The sequence below is a fragment of the Blastococcus sp. CT_GayMR19 genome (genome assembly GCF_004570385.1).
Lineage (GTDB): Bacteria > Actinomycetota > Actinomycetes > Mycobacteriales > Geodermatophilaceae > Blastococcus_B.
Genome location: NZ_SPQL01000015.1, coordinates 18,308 through 39,451 on the forward strand (window position 1 = coordinate 18,308; position 21,144 = coordinate 39,451).

The following is a 21,144-nucleotide window of genomic DNA, read 5'->3' on the forward strand; positions in this document are numbered from 1 at the left end:
CGGCGGCGGCGTCAGGAGGCGCCGGCGGGGGCAGCGCAGTCGACGACGACGCGGCCGAACACCTCGTTGGCACGGATGGCCGCGAAGGCGCTGTCGAGTTCCACGAGGGGCAGGACCGACCCGATCACCGGCTCCACCCGCCCCGTCCGGACGAGCTCGAGCGAGGCGGCGATCTCCGCGCGCGTGGCGTACCGGTTGCCGGTCACCACCAGCTCCCCCAGGAGCAGCCGGGTCGACGGCACGCGGACCTGGGTGTCCGCCCGGTGGCCCACCACGACGAACGTGCCACCCGCGTCCAACGCGTCGATACCGCCGTCCAGCGTCTCCTGGCTGCTCACCATGTCCACGCAGGCGGTCAGGCGGCCTCCGGCTGCCCGGACCACCTGCGCGGACCAGTCCGGCGCCCCCGAGTCGACCAGGACGTCGGCGAGTCCCCGCTTCTCCAGCTCGGCCAGCTTCGCCCCGTCCCGCTCGATCCCGATGACGCGGGCACCGAACGCGCGGGCGACCTGCAGCATGTGCACGCCCACCCCGCCACCCGCCCCTATGACGGCGACGTGCTGGCCCGGGCGGATCCCGATCCGCTGGGCGGCCACGTGGTACGGCGTGGCGACGGCGTCGGCCACCAGGCCGGCCTCGCGCAGGCCGACGCCATCCGGCACCGGGACGAGGCTGTGCGCCGGCACGATCGCCTGCTCGGCGAAGGCACCGTCCACGGCGAGTCCGTAGAAGCCGCCATTGTTGCGGCACAGCGTCTCCCGGCCCGAGGCACACATGTCGCAGCTGCCGCACAGCAGGTAGAACGAGGCCGTCACGCGATCGCCGGGGGCCCACAACCGCACGCCCGGTCCCACGACTGCGACCTGACCGGCCAGCTCGTGACCCAGCACGCGGGGCGTGCTGCCGCCCAGCAACCCGAGCCGGCCGTGCTCGAGGGTCAGCCCGACGCCGCAGGAGTCGATGTCGACCAGGACCTCACCGGGACCGGGCCGTGGCACGGGTCGGCTCTCCGCCCGGAAGCTGCCGCCGAACCGGTCGAGCACCATCGCCGTCATCGTGTCGGGTGGCATGTGCCCTCCTCAGTCGGGACCGGCCGTCACAGCGGTGGCGCGGGCCGTGGACCCCGCACCCACGGACAGTGGGAACGGTCAGTACATGGCCAGCCCGGCAGACACGTTGATGTCGTCGCCGGTGATCGCGGCTGCCCGCGAGGAGGCCAGATAGGCCACCGTGTCCGCGACGTCGCCGGCATCGACCAGTCGCTTCAGCGGCGACCCCTCGGCGAAGTCGGCCCGCGCCTGCTCGACCGTGATGTTTCGTGCCGCCGCCTGCTGCTCGAGGACCCAGTTGATCCGCTCGCCCTCGACCCCGCCGGGCGACACGAGATTGACCCGGATCCCGTAGGCGCCGACCTCCCAGGCCAGGGTGCGCACCATGCCGATCAGCGCCGTCTTGGAGGCGGCGTAGGGCGTCCGGTTGACCAGCGGACGCTTCCCGGTGACCGAGCCGACGACGACCACGGAGCCGGACTTCCGGGCCACCATCCCCGGGAGGAAGGCCTTGCAGGCCAGGAACGTGCCGGTGACGTTGACGCGGAAGGTGTCCTCCCACTCCTCGAGGTCGATCTCCCACATCGGCTTGCTCGGCCCGCCCACCCCGCTGTTGTTGACCAGCACGTCGACCCGGCCGAACTCGGCCTCGGCCGCGCGGGCGGCCGCCTCGATCGAGGCCGGGTCGCGCAGGTCCATGGCGACCGGCAGCGCCCGCCGGCCTGCGGACCTGACCAGCTCGGCGACCTCCTCCATGGCCTCGGTCGACCGGCCGGTGAGCACCACGTCGGCGCCGTCGGCGGCCAGCCGCAGCGAGATCTCCCGCCCGATCCCGGTTCCTGCGCCGGTCACCACCGCGACCGCTCCGTCCAGCAACATTCGTCCACTCCGTCCCGCGGCTGCGACGCCGCATGTGTCATGACCTGTGCCGCGGTGCGGCGCCGATCCACCGGGGAACCGGCGCCGCCACGCGCTACTTGATGGCGACCGGGTTCAGCGGGGACCCGGCAGCACCGGTGACCGGGAGCGGCACCGCGGACAGGAGGAACTCGTACACGCCGTCCGCGGCGCAGTCCTCCCCGAGAGCCTGGAGGTCCCAGATCTCGCCGAAGCAGATACCCATGTGCACGAGCGCCACGATGTGCAGCGGCTGGAACAGCCCGATCTCGTTGGGCCGGACCTCGCACCCCCACGTGTCCGTGGCCAGGGCGGCGATGTCGTGCTCGTACAGCCAGGGCGCGGTGTGCAGCGAGAAGCCGGGCGCGGAGCCGCCGTTGTAGTCGCCCCACTTGCCGCGCCGGGTCTCGGTCATGCCCGTGCGGACGACGATCGCGTCACCCGTGCGGATCTCGACCCCCTGGGCCTCCGCCGTGGCGTCCAGCTCGTCGGCGGTGATCGCGTAGCCGGGCTCCAAGCACTCGACGCCGCGGAAGCGCGCCACGTCCAGGAGCACCCCGCGCATGACGAGTCGGTTCTTCAGCACCTCGATGCCGCACGTCGACGCGCCCTTGGCGGTGACGTTGCCGGCGTCGAAGCCGTTGTACATCTTCCCCTTCCAGAAGATGTGCGCGAGGCCGTCCCACTGGCTGCCCGACTGGTTGGGGGTCACGAGCACGTCGTCGGAGAAGCCGAAGCCCTTCGACGGGCCGAACCCACCGGGCAACGGGTCCTGCTTGCCGGCGAGGTAGTCCGTCCCGGTCGCGGTCATCATGTTCAGCGGGTTTGCCCGGAAGCCGCCGGACTGGGGGCCGTTGAGATCCAGGGGCAGGCCCATCGAGATGACCTTGCCCTGGCGGACGAGGCCGGCGGCCGCCGTGATCTGCTCCGGACCGACGTGGTTGAGCGCGCCGATCTGGTCGTCGTCCCCCCATCGGCCCCAGTTGGAGAACCGTTCGATGTAGTCGCGGATGACGTCGTCACCCTCGAACGGCACGTCCTCGGCCGGCAGGGCCATGGTTCCTCCTGGTGTGTCGGTTGTGATGGGCGGTGTTCTTCGTCAGGTGACCCGCATGTCGGCGGAGTCCCCCGGTTCGCGCAGGCCGAAGGTCAGCCCGATGTCCCCGGGCACCCAGTCGCCGCGGAACTGGGCACCCTCCCCGAGGTCGCGGGTGCGGGCCAGCAGGGCCCGCCCCAGCTCCAGCTGCGCCGGTTCCCAGAGACGCAGGGCCTCGGGCACGTCGCCGCCGCTGCGGCGCAGGGCGTCGGACAGCGCCCAGACGTCGTCGGCACCCTTGGCCGTCGCCGCCGCCGCGTGCGGGCGCACGGAGAAGGCGGCGTCCCCGACGATGCAGGCCCGGCCGAAGGCCATGCGGGACACCTCGACGTCGATCATCACCTGCAGGAACGGCTCGGCGGTCTTGAGCGCGACCTCGGCGATCGGCGGCGGGAGCTGGGCGACCGCGGTGTCGCGGAAGTCGGTCAGGTACTCGTCCCGGACCGCACCCGGCGGCAGGGACACGTCGCGCTGCCGTCCCGACCGGTCGGTGAGCAGGTCCGCGAGCGGCTGCCCCTCGGGCACGTTGCGGTACCAGACCAGGTTCATCAGGCGTCGTCCCGGCTCGACGGCGCCGTCGTAGTTGGGGATCGGATACGTGAGCGCGTGCGTGCCCGGCCGGAAGTAGTAGGTCAGGGAGTCGTCGAGCGCGGCGAAGGTCTCCGGGGTGAGGTCCTTCTCGTCGACGACGCCCCGCCACGCGACGTACCCGCCGTAGCGCGGCTGCACGTCCGGGACCATCGCGCGCCGGACGAAGGACGAGACGCCGTCGGCGCCCACCAGCAGGTCGGCGGTCACCCGCTCGCCCGCGGCGAACTCGATCTCCACCCCGTCCTCGGACTGCGTGATCCCGGTGGCCTCGGAGGCGAGGTGGTAGCGCTCCCGGCCGAAGGCGCGCAGCAGGGTGCCGTAGAGGGTGTTGTACCCGGTGAAGTGGTGGCGGCGTCCGTCCTCGGAGAGCACCGAGCCGTCGTCGGCCAGGTAGCGGTGGTAGGCCGCGGAGGTGCTCACCGCGGAGAGGTCGAGCAGCCGGTTGTCCAGCAGGTAGCGGACGGTCTGGGGGTGCAGCACGATGCCGACCCCCCGTCCCTCCAGCGGTACGCGGGACCGCTCGTAGACGTCGACCTCGCAGCCCAGATCGCGGAGCACGAGGCCCGCCGTGAGGCCGATCATCGATCCGCCGACCACTGCCACCTTCGGCATGGGACTCACGGGTGTACCTCCTGCGATCGAGGGATGGGGGCAGGGGCCGGGCCTGGAGCGTGGCCGAGGTCACGCGTATGGTTCCCGCGGACCGGGCGGGGACGTCGCCCACGGACCGGGCCACCGACCCCGACGGATCGAGAGGGATTCCGCTGAGCGAGCCGACCACCAGCGGCCGGGCAGGAGCCGCCGAGGCACCCGCGATCGACCGCCCGGCAGCGGAGTAGGCCGTGCTGCCCGGCTCCTCCGCCGGGGTCGCCGCCCGGCCGCTGCCCGGCTGGGTCCGGGAGACGGCCGCCGGTGTCGACCTCGAGGCCCTGTGCGAGCGCGTCGTCGTCCGGGACATCGCCGTCGCTTTCCCCGACCTCGCGGACGACCACGGGTTCGTCGACCACCTCCGGGCGAGCGTCCGGGAGAACCTGTCCCTGCTGCAGCAGGTGCTCACCGGCCGGCTCCCCCTCGCGGCGGTCCGGCTCGAGCAGCCCCTGGCGTTCGCCCGTGTCCAGGCCGAGCTGCGCATCCCGCAGACGGCGCTGCAGCGCTCCTACCGGGTCGGCTTCACGGTCATGTGGGAGGCATGGGCCGAGCAGCTGCAGGCCGCGGCCGAGGCCTCGGACGTGCCGCGCGCGGAGGCGGTCCGGGGCCTCGCCGAGCTGACCGCGGCCATCTTCACCTACCAGGACCACGTCGCCTCCCAGGTCGCGGAGAGCTACGCCCGGGTCGACGACGCCCTGGGGCGGTCGCGGGCATCGGTCCGGCAGGGCCTGGTGCGCGAGATCCTCCGGGGGGACCGGCCGTCGCTGGCCCCCTCGGACCTGATCACGCTGGACCACGACCTCGGCGGCCACCACGTCGCGGTGGTGCTGCCGGCGGTGCCCGAGGGAGCCGCCGGCCAGCTCGTCATCGGGCTGCGTGCCGGGACCGGCGTGCGGCAGACCCTGGTCCACCCGCTCGACCTCGCCCGGACGGCGATCTGGCTCACCACCCCGGGCGGCTGGACCCCGGACATGCTGCGGCGGCTGACCGGCGCACTCGCCGGGACCGGTGTCGAGGCGTCGGTCAGCGAGCCGCTGTGCGGGCTGGAGGGCTTCCGGACGGCCGTCGAGCAGGCGCAGGACGTGGAGCGGGTGCGGCGGGCGTGGGGCAGGACCCAGTCGCCCCGGGTCCTGGCCCACGGGGACGTGGCGCTGGAGATCCTGCTGCTGCGCGACCCCGACCACGCGGGCCGGTTCGTGCGCGCGGAGCTCGGCCCGCTCGCCGAGGACACCCCCGAGGCCGCGCGGCTGCGCGAGACCCTGGAGGCGTCGTTCCGGCTGGGCAGCCACGTCTCGGCCGCCGAGCACCTGCAGCTGCACGAGCACACCGTGCGCAACCGCCTGCACCGCGCCGAGGAGCACCTCGGGCGCCCGCTGGCCGAGCGACGGACCGAGCTCCAGGTGGCGCTGCGCCTGCAGCGCCTGCTCGCCAGCGGGGACTGAGCGGCCCCGGCGCCGGGCCGTCACTGCCCGGCGAGCCGCTGGAGGACGCCGAACACGCAGGCGGTGTCCTCCTGGAGCCGGTCCTGGGCCACCGCTGCCTGGTACAGGACGGCCGTCGCCGAGAAGAGGGGCGTGGGGCTCGCGACGCTGCCCGCGAAGGCGGCGATGAGGGCGTTGTCCTTCTGCATGGTCGCGACGGTCGCGGTCGCCGGGTCGTACCGGCCGGCCGCCATGAGCGGCCCGCGGACCTGCAGCATGCGGGAGCCCCCGGCGCCGTCACCGACCGCGGCCAGCACGTCCTGCAGGTCCAGCCCGGCGCGCTGGGCGAGGAGGAGGGCCTCTGCCGCGGCCGCGTTGTGCACCGCGACGAGCAGGTTGGCGACCAGTTTCATCGCGGTGCCCCGGCCGAACGGGCCCAGGTCGTACTGGGCGCGGGTGAAGGCCGCCAGGACCGGCAGGGCGCGCTCCTTGGCCTCGTCCTCGCCGCTCAGGTACGCCACGAGGTCGCCGTCCCGGGCCTGCTGGCCGGTGCCGCTCATCGGGCAGTCCAGCAGCGTGGCCCCGAAGGCCTGCGCGCGGTCGTGCCCGTCCTCCTTGGTGTCCGGACCGAGGGTGCTCGTCTCGAGGACGACCAGGCCGGGGCGGGCGCCGGCGGCGAGCCCGTCCGGCCCGTCCAGCACCGCGGCCAGGGCCGCGGCGCTGGGCAGCGAGGTGACGACGACGTCGGCGCCGCGCGCGACCTCGGCCGGGTTCGCGCAGACGGTCCCGCCGCGCGCCGCGTGGTCGGCCCGGCGGCCGGCGTCGGGGTCGAAGCCGAGGACGGGGAAGCCGGCGTCGAGCAGGTGCCCGCTCATCGCCGACCCCATGACGCCGAGGCCGAGGAAGCCGACCGGTCCCCGGCTCACCGGAGGCCCTCGGCCCGGGTCTCGCGCAGGAAGCCGACGAGGGCGTCGCGGAACTGCTCCGGCTGCTCGAGGACGCCGGCGTGCCGGGCCGGGGAGAGCCACACCACGCGGGCGTCGGGCAGCCGCTCCCCGAGGTCCCGCGCCGCCGCGACGAAGGGCGGCGCGTCGTCCTCGCCGCACACGACGAGGGTGGGCGCCGTGATGCGGTCCAGGACGCCGGTGACGTCGGCCTGCTCGAGGGCCCGGCAGGCGAGCGCGTAACCGCGGGCGTCCCCGCCCAGGAAGGCGCGGCGGGCGGACTCCACGACCGGGCCGCCCTCGGCCAGCCGGTCGGCGGTGAACCACAGGGCGAGCGTCGGGTCGAGGAACGGCTCGACGCCCTCGACGGGGGCGCGGGCCGCGCGGTCGCGCCACATCTCCCGCATCGGCTCCGGGTACACGACCACGGCGTCGACCACGACCAGCCGCCGCACGAGGTCGGGGGCGTCGGCCGCCAGCCGCTGCGCCACCAGCCCGCCGAGGGAGACGCCGACGACGTCGACCTGCTGGTACCCCGCGTCGGCCAGCAGCTGCCGCGCCTGGTCGGCGAGGTCCTCGATCGTGTACGGCTCCTCGGGCACGGGCGTGCGCCCGTGCCCCGGGAAGTCGTAGGTCAGCACCTCGAAGCCGTCGAGCGCGGGCAGGACGCCGTCCCAGAAGGAGCGGTCCACACCCAGGGGGTGCAGCAGGAGGACCGGCGTCCCCTCCCCGGTGCGGTGCAGCACCGGCGCGGCCAGGCTCACCGCGCGTCCCCCGCGCCGGCCCCGCGGACGTCGGGCAGGAACGGTCCCCCGGGCGCCGGCGTCCGCGCCGCCTGCATGACGACCGCCAGCGTCGTGTAGTAGCCGGACGTCGCCACCACCTCGACCACCCCGGCCTCGCCCAGCTCGGCGAGAACCCGGGCGTAGACGTCGTCGGAGACGGCGCGGGTGCGGAACAGCTCGTCGAGCAGCTCCCAGACCGCCTCCGCCGCCGCGTCCATGCCCTCCGGGCGGCGGTCCTCGGCGATGGCGTCCGCGATCGCCGGGTCGAGGCCCGCCTCGAGGGCGAGCGGGTGGTGGAACGTCCACTCGAACTGCTGGTCCCACCACCGGGCCACGTAGAGGATCGTCATCTCGAACAGCCGACGGTCCAGGGGGCTCTCGAAGCGCAGGTACTCCCCGACCTTCTGCAGCCGGGTCATCAGCTCGGGACTGCGCAGCAGGGGGGCGAAGGGCCCGATCACCGCGCCGCGGGGACCCGAGCTGATCTCGGCGGCGGCGGCCCGCTGCTCCGCCGTCATCTGCTCCTCGGCCAGCGGGGGCAGACGGTCGGCCGCGACGTCAGGCATTCGCCCGACCGGAGCCGAGCGCGTCGTTCACCTGCGGCATGACCTTGGTGGCCATGAGCTCCATCGAGCGCTTCGCCAGGTCGGGGTCGATCCAGTCCAGGCCGGCGTAGACCAGCTCGCCGAAGTCGCCGGTCTGCTCGCGGAAGGCCAGGATCTGCTCCGCCACCGAGTCGGGCGTCCCGCAGATCACCAGGTCGTCCAGCACGCCGTCGAGGGTGATCTCCTCGTCCGGCTGCTCCCGGGAGGTCTTGAACAGGCCGAGCCGGCCCAGCCGGCGCATCTTGCCGAGCATCTTCCCGTAGTAGTAGCGGTAGGGGCTGTTCGCGTCGCCCCTCCCGTAGGCCTCGGCGACGCCGGCGTCGTCGGCCACGAACACCGTCCGCGCGATGCGCCAGTCCTCGGCCGCGGCGGTCTGCCCGGCGGATTCCTTGCCCTCGACGTAGTTCGGCCAGTGCGTGGCGACCCACTGCGGCAGGAGGAAGTTCGCCGAGAGGGGGTGGAAGTCGCGGGCGCCCATGGCGACGACGCCCTTGGAGAAGGGCGCCACCACGGTGCCGACGATCTCCGGCCGGGGGGTCTGCAGCGGCTTCCCGACGATCCCGACGCCGACCTCGTCGTCGAACGTGGTGGCGGTGGTGACCCTGAACCGATTGCCCGGCAGGTCGATGTCGTAGGGCGGGTCGAGCTCCCAGAGGCGGGTGATCACGTCGATCGCCTCGGCGAAGATCTGGTTGCGGTCCTCGTCGAGGAGGCCGAGGAGCTCGGCGTCCGAGGGAAGGGCGCCGGGGCTGACGCCGAGGATGAACCGGCCGCCGGAGAGGTGGTCGAACATCGCGCTGTTGACGGCCACGAGCGCCGGGTGCATGTGGGAGAGGTTCGTCGTCCCCGTGCCCAGGCGGATCTGGGTGGTGTCGTGGATCAGCGTGGCCAGGAAGACCAGGCTGTTGGTGATGTTCTCGTGCCGGTCGGTGAGGTGCTCGCCGATGAAGGCGTCGTGGAACCCCAGCCGGTCGGCGAGGATGACCGCCTCCCGGTCCTCGCGCAGGGTGTCGGCCCAGGTCCGCCCCTGCGGGTGCATCGGCATGGCGAAGTAGCCCAGTCTCACGACGATCTCCTCGGAGGTCGGCAGGTGGTCCCTGTCACTGCTCCCGGTCAGTCAAGAGCCGCGACGCCGCGCGGGCAGTGTCGGCGGCTGTCAACTTGACCGGCGCCCGATGACGCAGGCCGTGAGTCGGCCCCGGTGGGCAGCGGTCGGCTGACGGCCCCCGGCATCGCCACGGCTCCGAGGTGACGCCCACCGCCATCCCCTGGGCGCCGGGCCACAGGTGTACTCGGCATTCGCCCGCGTCCGCCCCGTGCGCCGCGGACCGGCTCGTCCCCTGATGGACCACGTCCTGCTGGACACGGCGCGGAAGGAGCGGTGCTCGTGACGACACCGGAGACGGCGGGGACCCCGGAGGTCGACTCCGCGACGTTCCGCCACGTCGTGGGTCATCTCCCCAGCGGGGTCACGCTCGTGACCACCCACGGGCCCGAGGGCGACTTCGGCATGACGGCGAGCTCGGTGACCTCGCTGTCGGTCGACCCGCCGATGATGCTGGCCTGCCTCAACCGCTCGTCGTCGACGTGCACCGCGGTCTCGCGGTCGGGCGCCTACGTCGTGAACGTCCTGGGCCAGGGCCACGGGCACCTCGCCTCGCAGTTCGCCACGCAGGGCGCCGACAAGTTCTCCGGCCTCCGGCTGACCCGGGGGGTGCGGGGCGCGCCGGTCCTCGCCGACGCGCTGGCGCGCATCGAGTGCGAGGTGGTGGAGGAGGTGAGCGCCGCGACGCACACGATCTTCCTCGGCCGGGTGGTGCGGGCCGAGGCCGAGGAGGGCAGCCCGCTCACGTACTTCCGCGGCGGCTTCGGCCGCTTCGAGTTCGACCGCGACGACGAGGTCTACCTGCACGCCCGGCAACGCGTGCTCGAGCGCATGTACGCCGCCGACGCGGTGCTGCAGCTCGACGACCTCGCCTTCCAGCTCGGGGTGGACAAGGCGGCGGCGTTCTACGCGCTCACCCGGCTCACCGCCGACGGCCTGGTGCGCCGCGACCCCAACCGGGGCTACGTGGTCGTCCCCTTCGACGCCCGCACCTCCGATGCGACGTTCGACGCGCGGGCCGCGATCGAGCTGGGGGTCATCGACATGGTCGTCGGGCGGGTGCCGGCCGACGAGCTGACCGAGCTGCGCAGCCGGTTCGAGGCCATGGCCGCCCTCCTCGTGGGCGAGCGCTTCGTCGACTTCGACCGCTACCTGGACGCCAACTACGCCTTCCACGAGGGGCTGGTCTCGCTGGCCCACAGCGCGCCGCTCACGACCGCGTTCGCCCAGCTGCACATCAAGAGCGTCATGACCCGCAGCTTCGGCGTCACGCCGGTCACCTCGCAGAGCTTCGTGGAGGCGCAGCGCGGCATCACCGAGGGCGTGGAGCGTGGCGACTCCGACGCGGCCCGCGCCGCGGTGTACCGGTACACGGACCTCGCCAAGCAGCGCGTGCGGCAGATCCTGGACCAGACCGGCGGCCGGCTCTGACGCGGCCGGGCTCAGGCCGGCGGACCGCCGGGGGCCCGGCCGCGCGCCGTCACGGACGCCCGGACGGTGTCGGGGTCGGCTCCCGCGGCGAGCAGGGCCCACAGCAGCAGCCGTGCCTTGCGCGGGTCGAGCCAGCCGGCCGGCAGCACGCCGCGGGCCAGCAGGTCCTGCTCGGAGCCGATGAAGCCGTAGGTCGCGGTGAGCACCGGCCCCGCGCCCGTGCGGCTGGCCAGGACGACCGGACAGCGCCGGACCACGTCGCTCACCACCTCGGCCATCGCCGCCGACACGTGACCGGCGCCGAAGCCCGCCAGCACCACGCCGTCGTAGCCGTCCTCGGCGACCAGGCGGAGCAGGTCGCCGCGGTCGCCGAGATGGGTCTCCAGCAGGGCGACACGGGGAGCGCGGCCGCCGGCGGGCAGCGGGAGGGCCGGCCAGCACGCCGGCCGGGCGGCGAAGGTCACGGCGCGCTCGTGCACGCGGCCCACCGGCCCGAACGGCCCCGAGGCGAAGGTGTGCAGGGCGACGGTGTCGGTCTTGCGCACGCGGGCGGCGGCGTGCACCTCGTCGTTGAGGACCACCAGCGCCCCCCGGTCCCGGGCGTCCGCGCTCGCGGCGACGACGGTCGCCGCCAGCAGGTTCGCCGGGCCGTCGGCGCCGGCCGCCGTCGGCGCCCGCATGGCGCCGGACACCACCAGGGGCTCGGGCCGGTCCCAGTACAGGTCGAGCAGGTACGCGGTCTCCTCGATGGTGTCCGTCCCCTGGACCACCACGACCCCGTCGACGCCGCCGTCCACCACCTGGCCGCGGGCCCACTCCCCCACGGCCACGACGTCGGGCGGGGTGAGCCAGGCGCCGGGCTCGGTCCTGAGCGTGGCGACGGTCAGCTCGGCCACCTCGCCGAGCCCTGGGACGGCCGCGACCAGGTCGGCCGCCTGCAGCGTCGGGGTCACGGCGCCCCCGCCGGACGCCGGTGTCATCGTGATCGTGCCGCCGAGCGACGCGACGGCCACCCGTCGTCCGCGGACCTCTGCTGCCACCCGTCCTGCCCCCCGCCCGTCCGCCGGCCGCTCCGGCGGGGCACTTACCGTACGGCCCACCCGGCCGCCGTTCCCAGGAGGACGTCCCCATGACCGATCTCGACCTGCTGATCGCCGGAGGCACCGTGGTGACCTCGACCGGCCGCCGGCGGCTGCACGTGGGAGTGCGCGACGGCAGCGTCGCCTACCTCGGCCCGGAGACGCCCGCTGCCGGCCGCACGGTGGACGCCACCGGTCTCTTCGTGCTGCCCGGCGGGGTGGACACCCACGTGCACCTGATGGACCCCGGCAGCCCGGAACGCGAGGACTTCCCGACCGGCACCTCGGCCGCGGCCGCCTCCGGAGTGACGACGATCGTGGAGCACAGCCACGGCACCCCGGTCCGGACGGTCGGCGACCTGCGGGACAAGACGGCGTACCTGCGGGAGCGGTCCAACGTGGACTTCGGGCTCGCCGCCCACGCGTGGCCCGGTGCCGCCGACGAGGTCGCGGGGCTGTGGGCCGCGGGGGTCACCTTCTTCAAGGTCTTCACCTGCACCACGCACGGCGTGCCCGGACACGACGCCGCGCGCCTCTCCGCGCACCTGACCGCCTCGGCGCAGGCCGGCGCGGTCAGCTTGCTGCACTGCGAGGACGAGTCGCTCACCGAGGCGGCCGAGACGCTGCTGCGGGCCGAGGGACGTACCGACGGCGGCATTCTCCCCGACTGGCGGAGCCGGGACGCCGAGCTCGTGGCGGCCGTCGTCGCCGGCCTGCTGGTGCGGCGGACCGGCGCCCGCGCGACGGTTGCGCACGTGAGCCATCCGGAGGTCGCCGACTACCTGATGCGCGAGCGGACGCGGGGTGCCGCGCTGAGTGCCGAGGGCTGCCCCCAGTACTTCCTGCTGCGCGAGGAGGAGGTCCTCGAGCACGGCGCACTCCGCAAGTTCACCCCGCCCGCCCGCGCCCGCACCGACGACGACGAGGCGGAGATGTGGCGGCTGCTGCGCACCGGGACGCTCACCCACATGTCCAGCGACCACGCGCCGTCGACCCTCGAGCAGAAGCGCGCCGGGGACATCTGGAACGTGCACTTCGGGCTGCCGGGGCTGGACAGCACGATGGCCCTGCTGCTCGACGCGGTGGCGCGCGGCCACCTCGCCTACGAGGACGTCGTGCGGGTCTACAGCGAGCGCCCGGCACAGGTCTACGGCCTGTGGCCGCGCAAGGGCCGCATCGCGGTCGGCGCGGATGCCGACGTCGTGCTGGTCGATCCCGGCGCAGAGCGGACCCTCCGGTCGGAGGACGTGCTCTCGAAGGCCGGCTGGACGCCGTTCGACGGCCGGACGGTGCGCGGCCGCGTCGTCCTGACCTTCCTCCGGGGGACGCCGGTCGCCGAGGAGGGCCGCCCGCTGGACGAGCGGACCGGGCGCTTCGTCGCGGGGCGGGGTGCCGCCGTCGGCTGAGTCTTGCGTTCTCCGTCGGGTGGTCCTATCTTCCGTATGCAGCAGCGCGTTTGTGTATACGGCTGCATCCCGACGCTTCAGGAGCACCCGTGACCCTCACGCCTTCTCCCCCGACCGTGGTGGAGCTGCCGGTGGCCTCGCTGCCGACCGGACTCCGGATCGGCGGCGACCTGCTGCCCGGGGGCGCCGAGCCCATCGACGTCGTCAACCCGGCCACCGGCGAGGCCTTCGCCTCCGTGGCCGCGGCCGATGCCGACGACATCGATCACGCCGTCCGCGTCGCCGACGAGACCTTCCGCTCCGGAGTGTGGAGCCGTATGGCGATCCACGACCGGGCGCTCCTCATGCAGCGCTTCGCCGACGGCATCGAGGCCCGCATGGAGGACCTCTACAAGATCGAGACCATGAACAACGGGCGGCCGATCACCGAGACGAAGGCGCAGATCACCCGCCTCCCCGAGTGGTACCGGTACAACGCCTCGCTGCTGCTGGCCGACCGGGACGCCGTCGTCCCGCTGCGTGGCGATTACCACGCCTACACCAGCCGCTTCCCGCTCGGCGTCGTCGGCATCCTGGCCTCGTTCAACCACCCCATGATGATCACGTCGAAGAGCCTGGCGCCCGCGCTGGCGACCGGGAACAGCGTCGTCCTCAAGCCGTCGGAGCAGACCCCGCTCACGGCCATGCTGCTCGGCGACATCGCCGCGGCCGCCGGCATCCCCCCAGGTGTGCTGAATGTCGTCAACGGGATCGGCGCCACCGCCGGCGCGGCCCTGACCGAGCATCCGTTGGTCAAGAAGGTGGTCTTCACCGGCGGCACGGAGGTGGGCCGGGCGATCTCCGTGGCCGCCGCGCGACGCTTCGCGAAGGCCACCCTGGAGCTCGGCGGGAAGTCCCCCGTCCTGGTCTTCGACGACACCCCGATCGACACGGCGGCCCGCGGGGCGGCCTTCGCCGGGTTCATCGGCGCCGGGCAGACCTGCATCGCCGGGAGCCGGCTGCTGGTGCAGCGCGGCATCTACGACGAGGTGGTCGACGCGCTCGCCGCCCAGGCGCAGCAGATCCGGATCGGCGACCCGACGCTCGCGGAGACCCAGCTCGGCCCGGTCATCTCCGAGCGGGCCCGCACGCGCATCCTGGGCCACATCGAGAGCGGCGTCGCCGAGGGAGCGCGCGTGGTGACCGGTGGCCGCGCCGCCGACGTCCCGGGCCTGCCGGGCGGTTACTTTCTCGAGCCGACCGTCCTGGCCGACGTCACCAACGACATGCAGATCGCGCAGCAGGAGATCTTCGGGCCGGTCGTCGTCGTCATCCCCTTCGACGACGAGGACGACGCGATCCGCCAGGCCAACGACTCGCCCTTCGCGCTGGGCTCGGCGATCTGGACCCGCGACGTCGCCCGGGCGCACCGGGTGGCACAACAGTTGGAGATGGGCATGGTCTGGATCAACGACCACCACCGGCTCGACCCCTCCTCCCCCTGGGGCGGTCTCAAGGAGAGCGGCACCGGCCGGGAGGGCGGGTGGGAGTCGTTCCACGACTTCACCCACGTCCGGGCGATCACGGTGCGCACCGCCGCCGACGACGTCGACTGGTACGGCGGCCGCGCGACGGGACGGCTGAACTGATGGCCGGCTTCTCGATCTCCCCCGTCAGCGACGGCGTCGTCGTCGCCGAGCTCGACCGCGGGCCGGAGAACCTCTGGACCCTCGCCGACCTCCGCGAGCTCACCGCGCTGCTCACCTCCCCGCCCGAGGGCGCGCACGTGCTGCGGGTCCGCTCGGTCGGCGAGGCGTTCTGCCTGGGCCGCGAGCGCGGCGGGACCAGCACCGCGCCCGGCGTCGTCCGCGGCGAGGCCGAGACCCTCGTCGCGGTCACCCGGGCCTTCCGGAACACCCGGCTGGTCACCGTCGCCGAGGTCCAGGGCGACGCCGCGGGCTTCGGCGTCGGCGTCCTGGCCGCCTGCGACGTGGCGGTCGGGGTGGCCGACGCCCGGATCTTCTTCCCGGAGGTGGGGATCGGGCTGGCGCCGGCGCTCGTGCTGGCCTGGCTGCCGCGGAAGATCGGCGAGCGCCAGGCGTTCTGGCTCACCGCGACCGGCGAGAAGATCACCGCGGCGCGGGCGACCGAGCTGGGCCTGCTCAACGCCGTGGTCGGATCCGCCGAGGAGCTGCGCAAGGACGTCGACGAGCGGGTCGCCCTGCTGCGGGCCCGCAGCCCCCGGGTGCACGCCGACATCCGCGACATGCTCCGGGCCTTCGGTGCCGTCGGTGACGACCAGGCCCTGGACATGAGCATCGACCGCCTGGTCGTCGGCTCGCTGCGCCGCGGGGAAACGTGACCGAGCTCGCGAGGTCACCAGAGGACACAGCACCGTCGGTCACGGAGCCGACGAGCGCCAGCGAGGAGGAGCAGTGACCGGCATGCGCACCATCGAGCACTGGATCGGCGGCAAGTCGACCTCCGGGAGCCCGAGCGGCACCGCACCGGTCTGGGACCCGGCCACCGGCGCCCAGCAGGCCGAGGTGGTCCTGGGCTCGGCCGCCGACGTGGCCGAGGCGGTCCGGGTGGCCGCCGCCGCCTTCGAGGAGTGGTCCCAGTCATCGCTCTCGCGGCGGGCGAAGGTCCTCTTCGCGTTCCGCGAGCTGGCCACCGCCCGCGCCGGCGAGCTGGCCGAGCTGGTCAGCTCCGAGCACGGGAAGGTGCTCTCCGACGCCCGCGGCGAGGTCGACCGGGGCCTGGAGGTGGTGGAGTTCGCGTGCGGCATCCCCCACCTGCTGAAGGGGTCCTTCTCCGACCAGGCGTCCACCGACGTCGACGTCTTCTCGTTCCGGTCGCCGCTGGGCGTCGTCGCCGGGATCACGCCGTTCAACTTCCCGGTGATGGTCCCGATGTGGATGCACCCGGTGGCGATCGCGTGCGGCAACACGTTCATCCTCAAGCCGAGCGAGCGCGACCCGTCCCCCTCCCAGCTCGTCGCCGAGCTGTGGCAGGAGGCCGGGCTGCCGGACGGCGTCTTCAACGTCGTCCAGGGCGGCAAGGAGGTGGTCGACGCGCTGCTGGACGACCCCGGTGTCGCGGCCGTCTCCTTCGTGGGCTCGACGCCCATCGCGCGCTACGTGCACGAGCGGGGCACGGCGACCGGCAAGCGGGTCCAGGCCCTCGGTGGCGCCAAGAACCACGCCGTCGTGCTGCCCGACGCCGACGTCGACTACGCGTCCGACCACCTGGTGGCCGCGGCCTTCGGGTCCGCCGGCGAGCGCTGCATGGCGATCTCGGCCGCGGTGACCGTCGGGGGCGCCGGCGACGCGCTGGTCGAGGCCGTGTCCGCGAAGGCGTCCGCGATGAAGGTCGGCCCCGGCCGGGACCCGTCGAGCGAGATGGGTCCGATCGTGACCCGCGAGGCCCGCGACCGGATCGCCGGCTACATCGGCTCGGGCGCAGAGCAGGGTGCACGGGTGGCGGTGGACGGGCGAGGCCTCGTCGTGCCCGGGCACGAGGACGGGTTCTTCATCGGCCCGTCGGTGCTCGATCACGTGACGCCGTCGATGGACGCCTACCGCGACGAGATCTTCGGTCCGGTGCTGTCGGTGGTCCGTGCCGACACCGTCGACGAGGCGATCGCGCTGATCAACGCCAATCCGTACGGCAACGGCACCGCGATCTTCACCTCCAGCGGCGAGGCGGCCCGCCGCTTCAAGCGCGGGGTCACCGTCGGCATGATCGGCGTGAACGTGCCGATCCCCGTGCCGATGGCCTACTACTCCTTCGGCGGCTGGAAGGACTCGCTGTTCGGTCAGAGCCGCATCCACGGCCCGGACGGGGTGGACTTCTACACCCGCACCAAGGTGGTCACGGAGCGCTGGCCGACGGTGTCGGCCCACAGCGCCGCCAGCTACCACTTCCCGACGTCGACGTGACCACGGCGTCGGAGTCGGCGGGCAGCCGGGTCGCCCAGGGGCTGCGTGACCGGTTGCGGACCGGCGCGCTGGCTCCCGGGACGGTGCTGTCGCAGGCGGAGATCGCCGCGGAGTACGGCGTCAGCCGCATCCCGGTCCGCGACGCGCTGCACATCCTCTCCACCGAGGGGCTGGTCGACCTGGGCGTGTCCGGCGCGGTGGTGACCGGCCTGTCGATCGCCGAGCTCCAGGAGCTCTACGAGCTCCGGGAGGCGGTCGAGCCGGTCGTCACCGCCATCGCGGTGCCCAACGTCGGCCGCGCCGAGACCCGGCAGATGGCGACCATCCTCGATCGCATGGAGGCCGAGGGCATCAGTCCCGCGGAGTGGCTGGAGGCCAACGCGACCTTCCACGCCCTGATCTACACCCGGGCGAACCGGCCCCGGATGGTCGAGCTGACCGAGCAGCTGCGGCGGCTCACCGACCGGTACGTCTACCTGCACCTCGAGGTCATCGGCGACGTGGAGCACCTGCGCGAGGAGCACCGCCAGATCCTGGCGGCCGTGCGCGGGGGCGACCCGCGGCTGGTCGCGGAGCTGACCCGCCTCCACCTGGCGACCTCGCACGAGTTCATCCTGCGATACCTGCTCAGGACGGCCACCGACGGTGCCGTCCCGGCGACCGGCGTGGCGGGCTAGTCCGGGTCCGGCCCCGCCCCGTCGGCAGCCGCCTGGGCGAGCCGGCGGATGTCACCCAGGTGATGCTGCCCCTCGTGGAGGGCCTGCCGCACCAGCCAGCGAGCGGTGCGCTCCTCGCCGGGCAGCCGGGTGACCGTGCGCGCCCAGCCGTCCGGGCCGACGCGGGCCACCTCGTCGCAGAAGCCGGCGGTGTTCGCGTCGAGCTCGTCGAGGACGGCGTGGACGTCGCGCTCGTTGTAGCGGAAGCGGCGTGCCCGCAGGTCGTTGAGCATGGGCTCGAGGACGGGCCGGTCCTCGGTCCGCGCCCGGTGCAGCCGGATCGTGTAGACGGCGTACACGTCACGCAGATGGCAGACGTACTCGGCGACCGACCAGGCGCCGGTGCCGGGCCGCCACCGGTGCGCGCCCGCCGGTATGCCCGCCACCGCATCGCGGACCGCGGTGGGCACCCTGCGGATCAGATCGACGGCGCTCTCCGCCGGGAGCTGCGCGTAGGAGAGCCCGCACTCGGGGCACACGTGGTCCTCATCGGCGAGCGGCGGCACGGCGACGCCCCGGTTCGCCCGCTCCGCCCGCTCGTCCTCGCGCACGACGACCATGGTGGACCCCGTGGGTGAGGATGCCGACGTCGATCCTCAGGTCGTCGCTCGGTTGCACCCGCCGGCGGCCCACCGGGGGTCGATCTCGAGCGCCCCGTCGCCTTGTCGCCAGGTCGCCGGCCCGGCCCGGCCATCGGGTGCCCGGGTGATCATGGCGGCGGCCCCACCCCGGTCGGCGAACCGAGCGCCTGTCTACTTTCTGTCGTCCTTCTTGTTCGTGAAGGTCACGGTGCACTTGTGCTTCTCGGGAACGTCGACCACGACCTTGGCGTCATGGTCGTTCCGGTCCTTGTAGTAGCAACCCTTGACCTCGATGTCGTGGAGCTTGTACCCGTTGGCGACCTTCTCCCGGACGACATACGCGCCCTTGTCGACCTTGAACTTGTCGCTGCACTTCTTGTCATCCTTGGCCTTGACCGTGATGTCGAACTTGTACTTGTCCCTTTCGCCGTTCGCCTTCTTCTCACGGATGACGAACACGAATGTCGCATCGCCCTTGTCGTACTTACCGTCCTTGCCGTCCTTGAGAACCTTGCAGACTCTGATCTCGCCCTGCTTGTCGCTGTAGTCGGCACCGGACGCGGCGGCCGGTGTACTGGTCACCAGTGTCAAGCCGAACACCATCAACATCGCGAAGGCCAGTCTCCGCAGAATCGACATCGTGAACCTCTCCCCCTGGTTGTGCCTGGTTTGCCCTGGTCGTCCATGTCGTCGTGACAGTCGTCGTGAAGCACGTCGCATCGTTCGGTACGGGCGGGCGGATTCGCGCCGGACGCCGCTGTCGTCACCGGATGACTGCGATCCCCGGCCCGAGGAGTTCGTGAGATCGACGGGTGACCGGGGCACCGCGAGGCCGGAGCACGGATACCGACCGCATCGGCCGGATGTGTCGTAGAGCTACGAGGCCGGCGCAGACAATGCGGACGTCATCGCCGCAGTGGGTATGCCGGCGGCGGGACTCGCACGCATTGAAGCCGAATTGATGGGCTCGACATTGGCGCCCCCAGGGACGGATTCCAACGGGTCACGGTAAGCCGCCCAATTGCGACGTGTCAACCACTGTCGGCGCCGCCTGAAACCGCACGTCAGACGCCCGTGCGGCTATTCGACCGCTTCTCCGGACGGCCGGTCCGGACTCCCGCCGACCCGGGCCGGGGTGTCCCCGCGCACCCGCGAGGCCGCTCGCACAGGTGCCGGGAGCCCCGTGACGCGGCAGGCCGGCCGGGCGATCACTTCTCGCGAGCGCGCAGTTCCCGACGCAGCAGCTTGCCGGTGACTGTCTTGGGGAGCTCGTCGAGGATCTCGACCTGGCGGGGGTACTTGTAGGCCGCCATGCGCTCCCGGCAGAAGGCGATCAGCTCGTCCGCGGTGGTGCTCGTGCCCGGGCGGAGGCTGACGAACGCCTTGACCGTCTCCCCGCGGTACTCGTCCGGCACACCGACCACTGAGGCCTCGCGAACGGCCTCGTGCTCGTACAGCACGTCCTCGACCTCGCGCGGCCAGACCTTGTAGCCGCCGGCGTTGATCTGGTCCTTCTTCCGATCGACGATGTAGAACCAGCCGCGCTCGTCCATGTAGCCGACGTCGCCGGTGCGCAGGGCCCCACCGGGGAGCGCCCGCGCCGTCTCCTCGGGCTTCCCCCAGTAACCGGGCACCACCTGCGGTCCGCTGGTGACGAGTTCGCCGACCTCCCCCGGCGGCAGGTCCTGCCCGTCGTCGCCGACGATGCGCACCATGGTGTCGTAGAGGGGCGCACCGACGGAGAGCGCTCCCGAGGCCTCGTCCACGGGCGCCTCGGCGGAGAAGGGGACGGCGTGCGAGGGCGACGTGGTCTCGGTCAGCCCGTAGATGTTGTGGATGTAGTGGCCGAAGGCCCGGGAGAACGCCGTGACGGTGCTCGGTGGGATGGGCGCCCCCCCGGACCAGATCCGCTTCAGCGACGCCAGCGCCTCCTTCTCGACGTCCGGCACGTTCATCAGCGCGATGAACACCGTGATCGCACCGACGGTGAACGTCGGACGCTCGGCGCGGATGGTGTCGATCGCCAGCGACGGCTCGAAGCGGTGGAACAGCACGAGGGGCACGCCCAGGAGCAGGCTCACCGTGACGTGCCCGATCAGGCCGGTGATGTGGAACAGCGGGGCGACGCCGAGGACGACGTCCTCGGGCCCCAGGCCGCACCACTGCCGGTAGGTCTGGCTGTTGAAGACCACGTTGCCGTGGCTGTTCATCGCGCCCTTGGGCGGCCCGGTCGTCCCCGAGGTGTACGTGAGGACGGCGGTGTCCCCCCGGTCGAACGTGACCGGCGGCGGTGTCGTCCCCCGGAAGCGCGCCAGCAGGTCCTCGAGGTCGACGGTGTCGTCTGACGGGATCCGCTCCGAGCCGGGGAATGCCCGGGGGTCGTTCCGCGTCTGGTACTCGAGCTCCGAGGTGGTGAGCACGGTCTGCACCCCGGTCCTGGCCACGACCTTCGACGCCACGTCGCGGTACAGGCTCTGCAGGCAGACCAGCACCCGCGCGCCCGAGTCGTTGAGCAGCAGCTCGAGTTCCCTTTCGCGGTTCATCGGGTTGATGTTCACCGCGACCCCGCCGGCCTTCCACGTCCCGACGAGGCCGATCACGAACTGGGGGACGTTCTGGAGGTACAGGCCCACCCGGTCGCCCCGGGAGAAGCCGGCGTCCAGCAGGCCGACGGCAAATGCGTCGCTGAGCTCGTCGAGCTCCCGCAGGGTGACGCGGCCGTCGAAGTAGCGGAGAGCGTCACCGCCGGGGTTCCGCTCGACCGACGCCTTGAACATGGCCAGCGCGTCCTCGAACTCGAGAGCGAGCCCGGTCGGCTGGCCCTCGTCGTAGAGGGCCAACCACGGCCTGTCGTCGTAGACGCTCACGGC

General features: G+C 73.0%; 19 protein-coding genes. 7 read left to right on the plus strand and 12 right to left on the minus strand.

Annotated features, from left to right (window positions below):
- Positions 1–11: 11 nt before the first annotated feature.
- The 4 genes from E4P39_RS18030 to E4P39_RS18045 all read right to left on the minus strand — a co-directional run bounded on the left by E4P39_RS18030 (position 12) and on the right by E4P39_RS18045 (position 4,245).
- On the minus strand, positions 12–1,070 hold the full coding sequence (locus E4P39_RS18030) for an alcohol dehydrogenase catalytic domain-containing protein (protein WP_135137970.1): 1,059 nt from the start codon (positions 1,068–1,070) through the stop codon (positions 12–14).
- Between the two features lie 78 nt (positions 1,071–1,148).
- On the minus strand, positions 1,149–1,928 hold the full coding sequence (locus tag E4P39_RS18035) for an SDR family oxidoreductase (protein ID WP_135137971.1): 780 nt from the start codon (positions 1,926–1,928) through the stop codon (positions 1,149–1,151).
- 94 nt (positions 1,929–2,022) lie between these two features.
- Positions 2,023–3,003 carry a cyclase family protein gene (locus tag E4P39_RS18040; RefSeq protein ID WP_135137972.1) on the minus strand — a complete coding sequence of 327 codons (981 nt, stop codon included), beginning with the start codon at positions 3,001–3,003 and terminating at the stop codon, positions 2,023–2,025.
- A gap of 42 nt (positions 3,004–3,045) precedes the next feature.
- Positions 3,046–4,245 carry an FAD-dependent monooxygenase gene (locus E4P39_RS18045; protein WP_135138027.1) on the minus strand — a complete coding sequence of 400 codons (1,200 nt, stop codon included), beginning with the start codon at positions 4,243–4,245 and terminating at the stop codon, positions 3,046–3,048.
- 230 nt (positions 4,246–4,475) lie between these two features.
- Here E4P39_RS18045 and E4P39_RS18050 point away from each other — a divergent pair, with 230 nt between their 5' ends.
- A complete protein-coding gene (locus tag E4P39_RS18050) occupies positions 4,476–5,723 on the plus strand; it encodes a helix-turn-helix domain-containing protein (RefSeq protein ID WP_135137973.1) in 1,248 nt (415 codons plus the stop codon).
- 20 nt (positions 5,724–5,743) lie between these two features.
- Here the strand turns inward: E4P39_RS18050 and E4P39_RS18055 are convergent, their stop codons facing one another.
- Genes E4P39_RS18055 through E4P39_RS18070 form a run of 4 tightly spaced genes read right to left on the minus strand, consistent with a single transcriptional unit; the run spans position 5,744 to position 9,102 of the window.
- On the minus strand, positions 5,744–6,628 hold the full coding sequence (locus E4P39_RS18055) for an NAD(P)-dependent oxidoreductase (protein WP_135137974.1): 885 nt from the start codon (positions 6,626–6,628) through the stop codon (positions 5,744–5,746).
- Positions 6,625–7,410, minus strand: coding sequence for an alpha/beta fold hydrolase (locus tag E4P39_RS18060; protein ID WP_135137975.1), 786 nt, complete (start codon positions 7,408–7,410; stop codon positions 6,625–6,627). Before E4P39_RS18060 ends, E4P39_RS18055 begins: the two co-directional genes overlap by 4 nt.
- Positions 7,407–7,997 (minus strand): carboxymuconolactone decarboxylase family protein, encoded by a 591-nt coding sequence (locus E4P39_RS18065; protein WP_135137976.1) that lies wholly within the window; start codon positions 7,995–7,997, stop codon positions 7,407–7,409. Before E4P39_RS18065 ends, E4P39_RS18060 begins: the two co-directional genes overlap by 4 nt.
- Positions 7,990–9,102, minus strand: coding sequence for an LLM class flavin-dependent oxidoreductase (locus tag E4P39_RS18070; protein WP_135137977.1), 1,113 nt, complete (start codon positions 9,100–9,102; stop codon positions 7,990–7,992). Before E4P39_RS18070 ends, E4P39_RS18065 begins: the two co-directional genes overlap by 8 nt.
- A gap of 321 nt (positions 9,103–9,423) precedes the next feature.
- On the opposite strand from E4P39_RS18070, the gene E4P39_RS18075 reads away from it, so the two are divergent.
- Entirely contained in the window at positions 9,424–10,572 is a 1,149-nt protein-coding gene (locus E4P39_RS18075) for a flavin reductase (protein WP_209306606.1), read from the plus strand.
- Between the two features lie 11 nt (positions 10,573–10,583).
- Here E4P39_RS18075 and E4P39_RS18080 read toward each other — a convergent pair whose 3' ends face one another.
- Entirely contained in the window at positions 10,584–11,612 is a 1,029-nt protein-coding gene (locus E4P39_RS18080; protein ID WP_245159930.1) for an asparaginase, read from the minus strand.
- An 89-nt stretch (positions 11,613–11,701) separates the two neighbouring features.
- Between E4P39_RS18080 and E4P39_RS18085 the strand changes: the two genes are divergently transcribed.
- The 5 genes from E4P39_RS18085 to E4P39_RS18105 all read left to right on the plus strand — a co-directional run bounded on the left by E4P39_RS18085 (position 11,702) and on the right by E4P39_RS18105 (position 17,654).
- Positions 11,702–13,057, plus strand: a complete 1,356-nt coding sequence (locus tag E4P39_RS18085; protein ID WP_135137979.1) for an amidohydrolase family protein — start codon at positions 11,702–11,704, stop codon at positions 13,055–13,057.
- Between the two features lie 89 nt (positions 13,058–13,146).
- Positions 13,147–14,685: an aldehyde dehydrogenase gene (locus tag E4P39_RS18090; RefSeq protein WP_209306607.1), complete on the plus strand. Its 1,539-nt coding sequence runs from the start codon at positions 13,147–13,149 to the stop codon at positions 14,683–14,685.
- Positions 14,685–15,398 (plus strand): enoyl-CoA hydratase/isomerase family protein, encoded by a 714-nt coding sequence (locus tag E4P39_RS18095; protein WP_135137980.1) that lies wholly within the window; start codon positions 14,685–14,687, stop codon positions 15,396–15,398. The genes E4P39_RS18090 and E4P39_RS18095 overlap by 1 nt, the downstream gene beginning before the upstream one ends.
- 82 nt (positions 15,399–15,480) lie before the next feature.
- Positions 15,481–16,977, plus strand: a complete 1,497-nt coding sequence (locus tag E4P39_RS18100) for a CoA-acylating methylmalonate-semialdehyde dehydrogenase (RefSeq protein WP_135138030.1) — start codon at positions 15,481–15,483, stop codon at positions 16,975–16,977.
- Positions 16,974–17,654 carry a GntR family transcriptional regulator gene (locus E4P39_RS18105; protein WP_135137981.1) on the plus strand — a complete coding sequence of 227 codons (681 nt, stop codon included), beginning with the start codon at positions 16,974–16,976 and terminating at the stop codon, positions 17,652–17,654. The genes E4P39_RS18100 and E4P39_RS18105 overlap by 4 nt, the downstream gene beginning before the upstream one ends.
- Here E4P39_RS18105 and E4P39_RS18110 read toward each other — a convergent pair.
- From E4P39_RS18110 to E4P39_RS18120, 3 genes are all read right to left on the minus strand, one after another.
- Entirely contained in the window at positions 17,651–18,244 is a 594-nt protein-coding gene (locus E4P39_RS18110) for a DinB family protein (protein WP_245159931.1), read from the minus strand. The two genes, E4P39_RS18105 and E4P39_RS18110, sit on opposite strands and share 4 nt — an antisense overlap.
- A gap of 201 nt (positions 18,245–18,445) precedes the next feature.
- Positions 18,446–18,913, minus strand: a complete 468-nt coding sequence (locus E4P39_RS18115) for a hypothetical protein (protein ID WP_135137983.1) — start codon at positions 18,911–18,913, stop codon at positions 18,446–18,448.
- Positions 18,914–19,482: 569 nt separating this feature from the next.
- Positions 19,483–21,141 carry a long-chain fatty acid--CoA ligase gene (locus E4P39_RS18120; RefSeq protein ID WP_135137984.1) on the minus strand — a complete coding sequence of 553 codons (1,659 nt, stop codon included), beginning with the start codon at positions 21,139–21,141 and terminating at the stop codon, positions 19,483–19,485.
- Between the last annotated feature and the right edge of the window lie 3 nt (positions 21,142–21,144).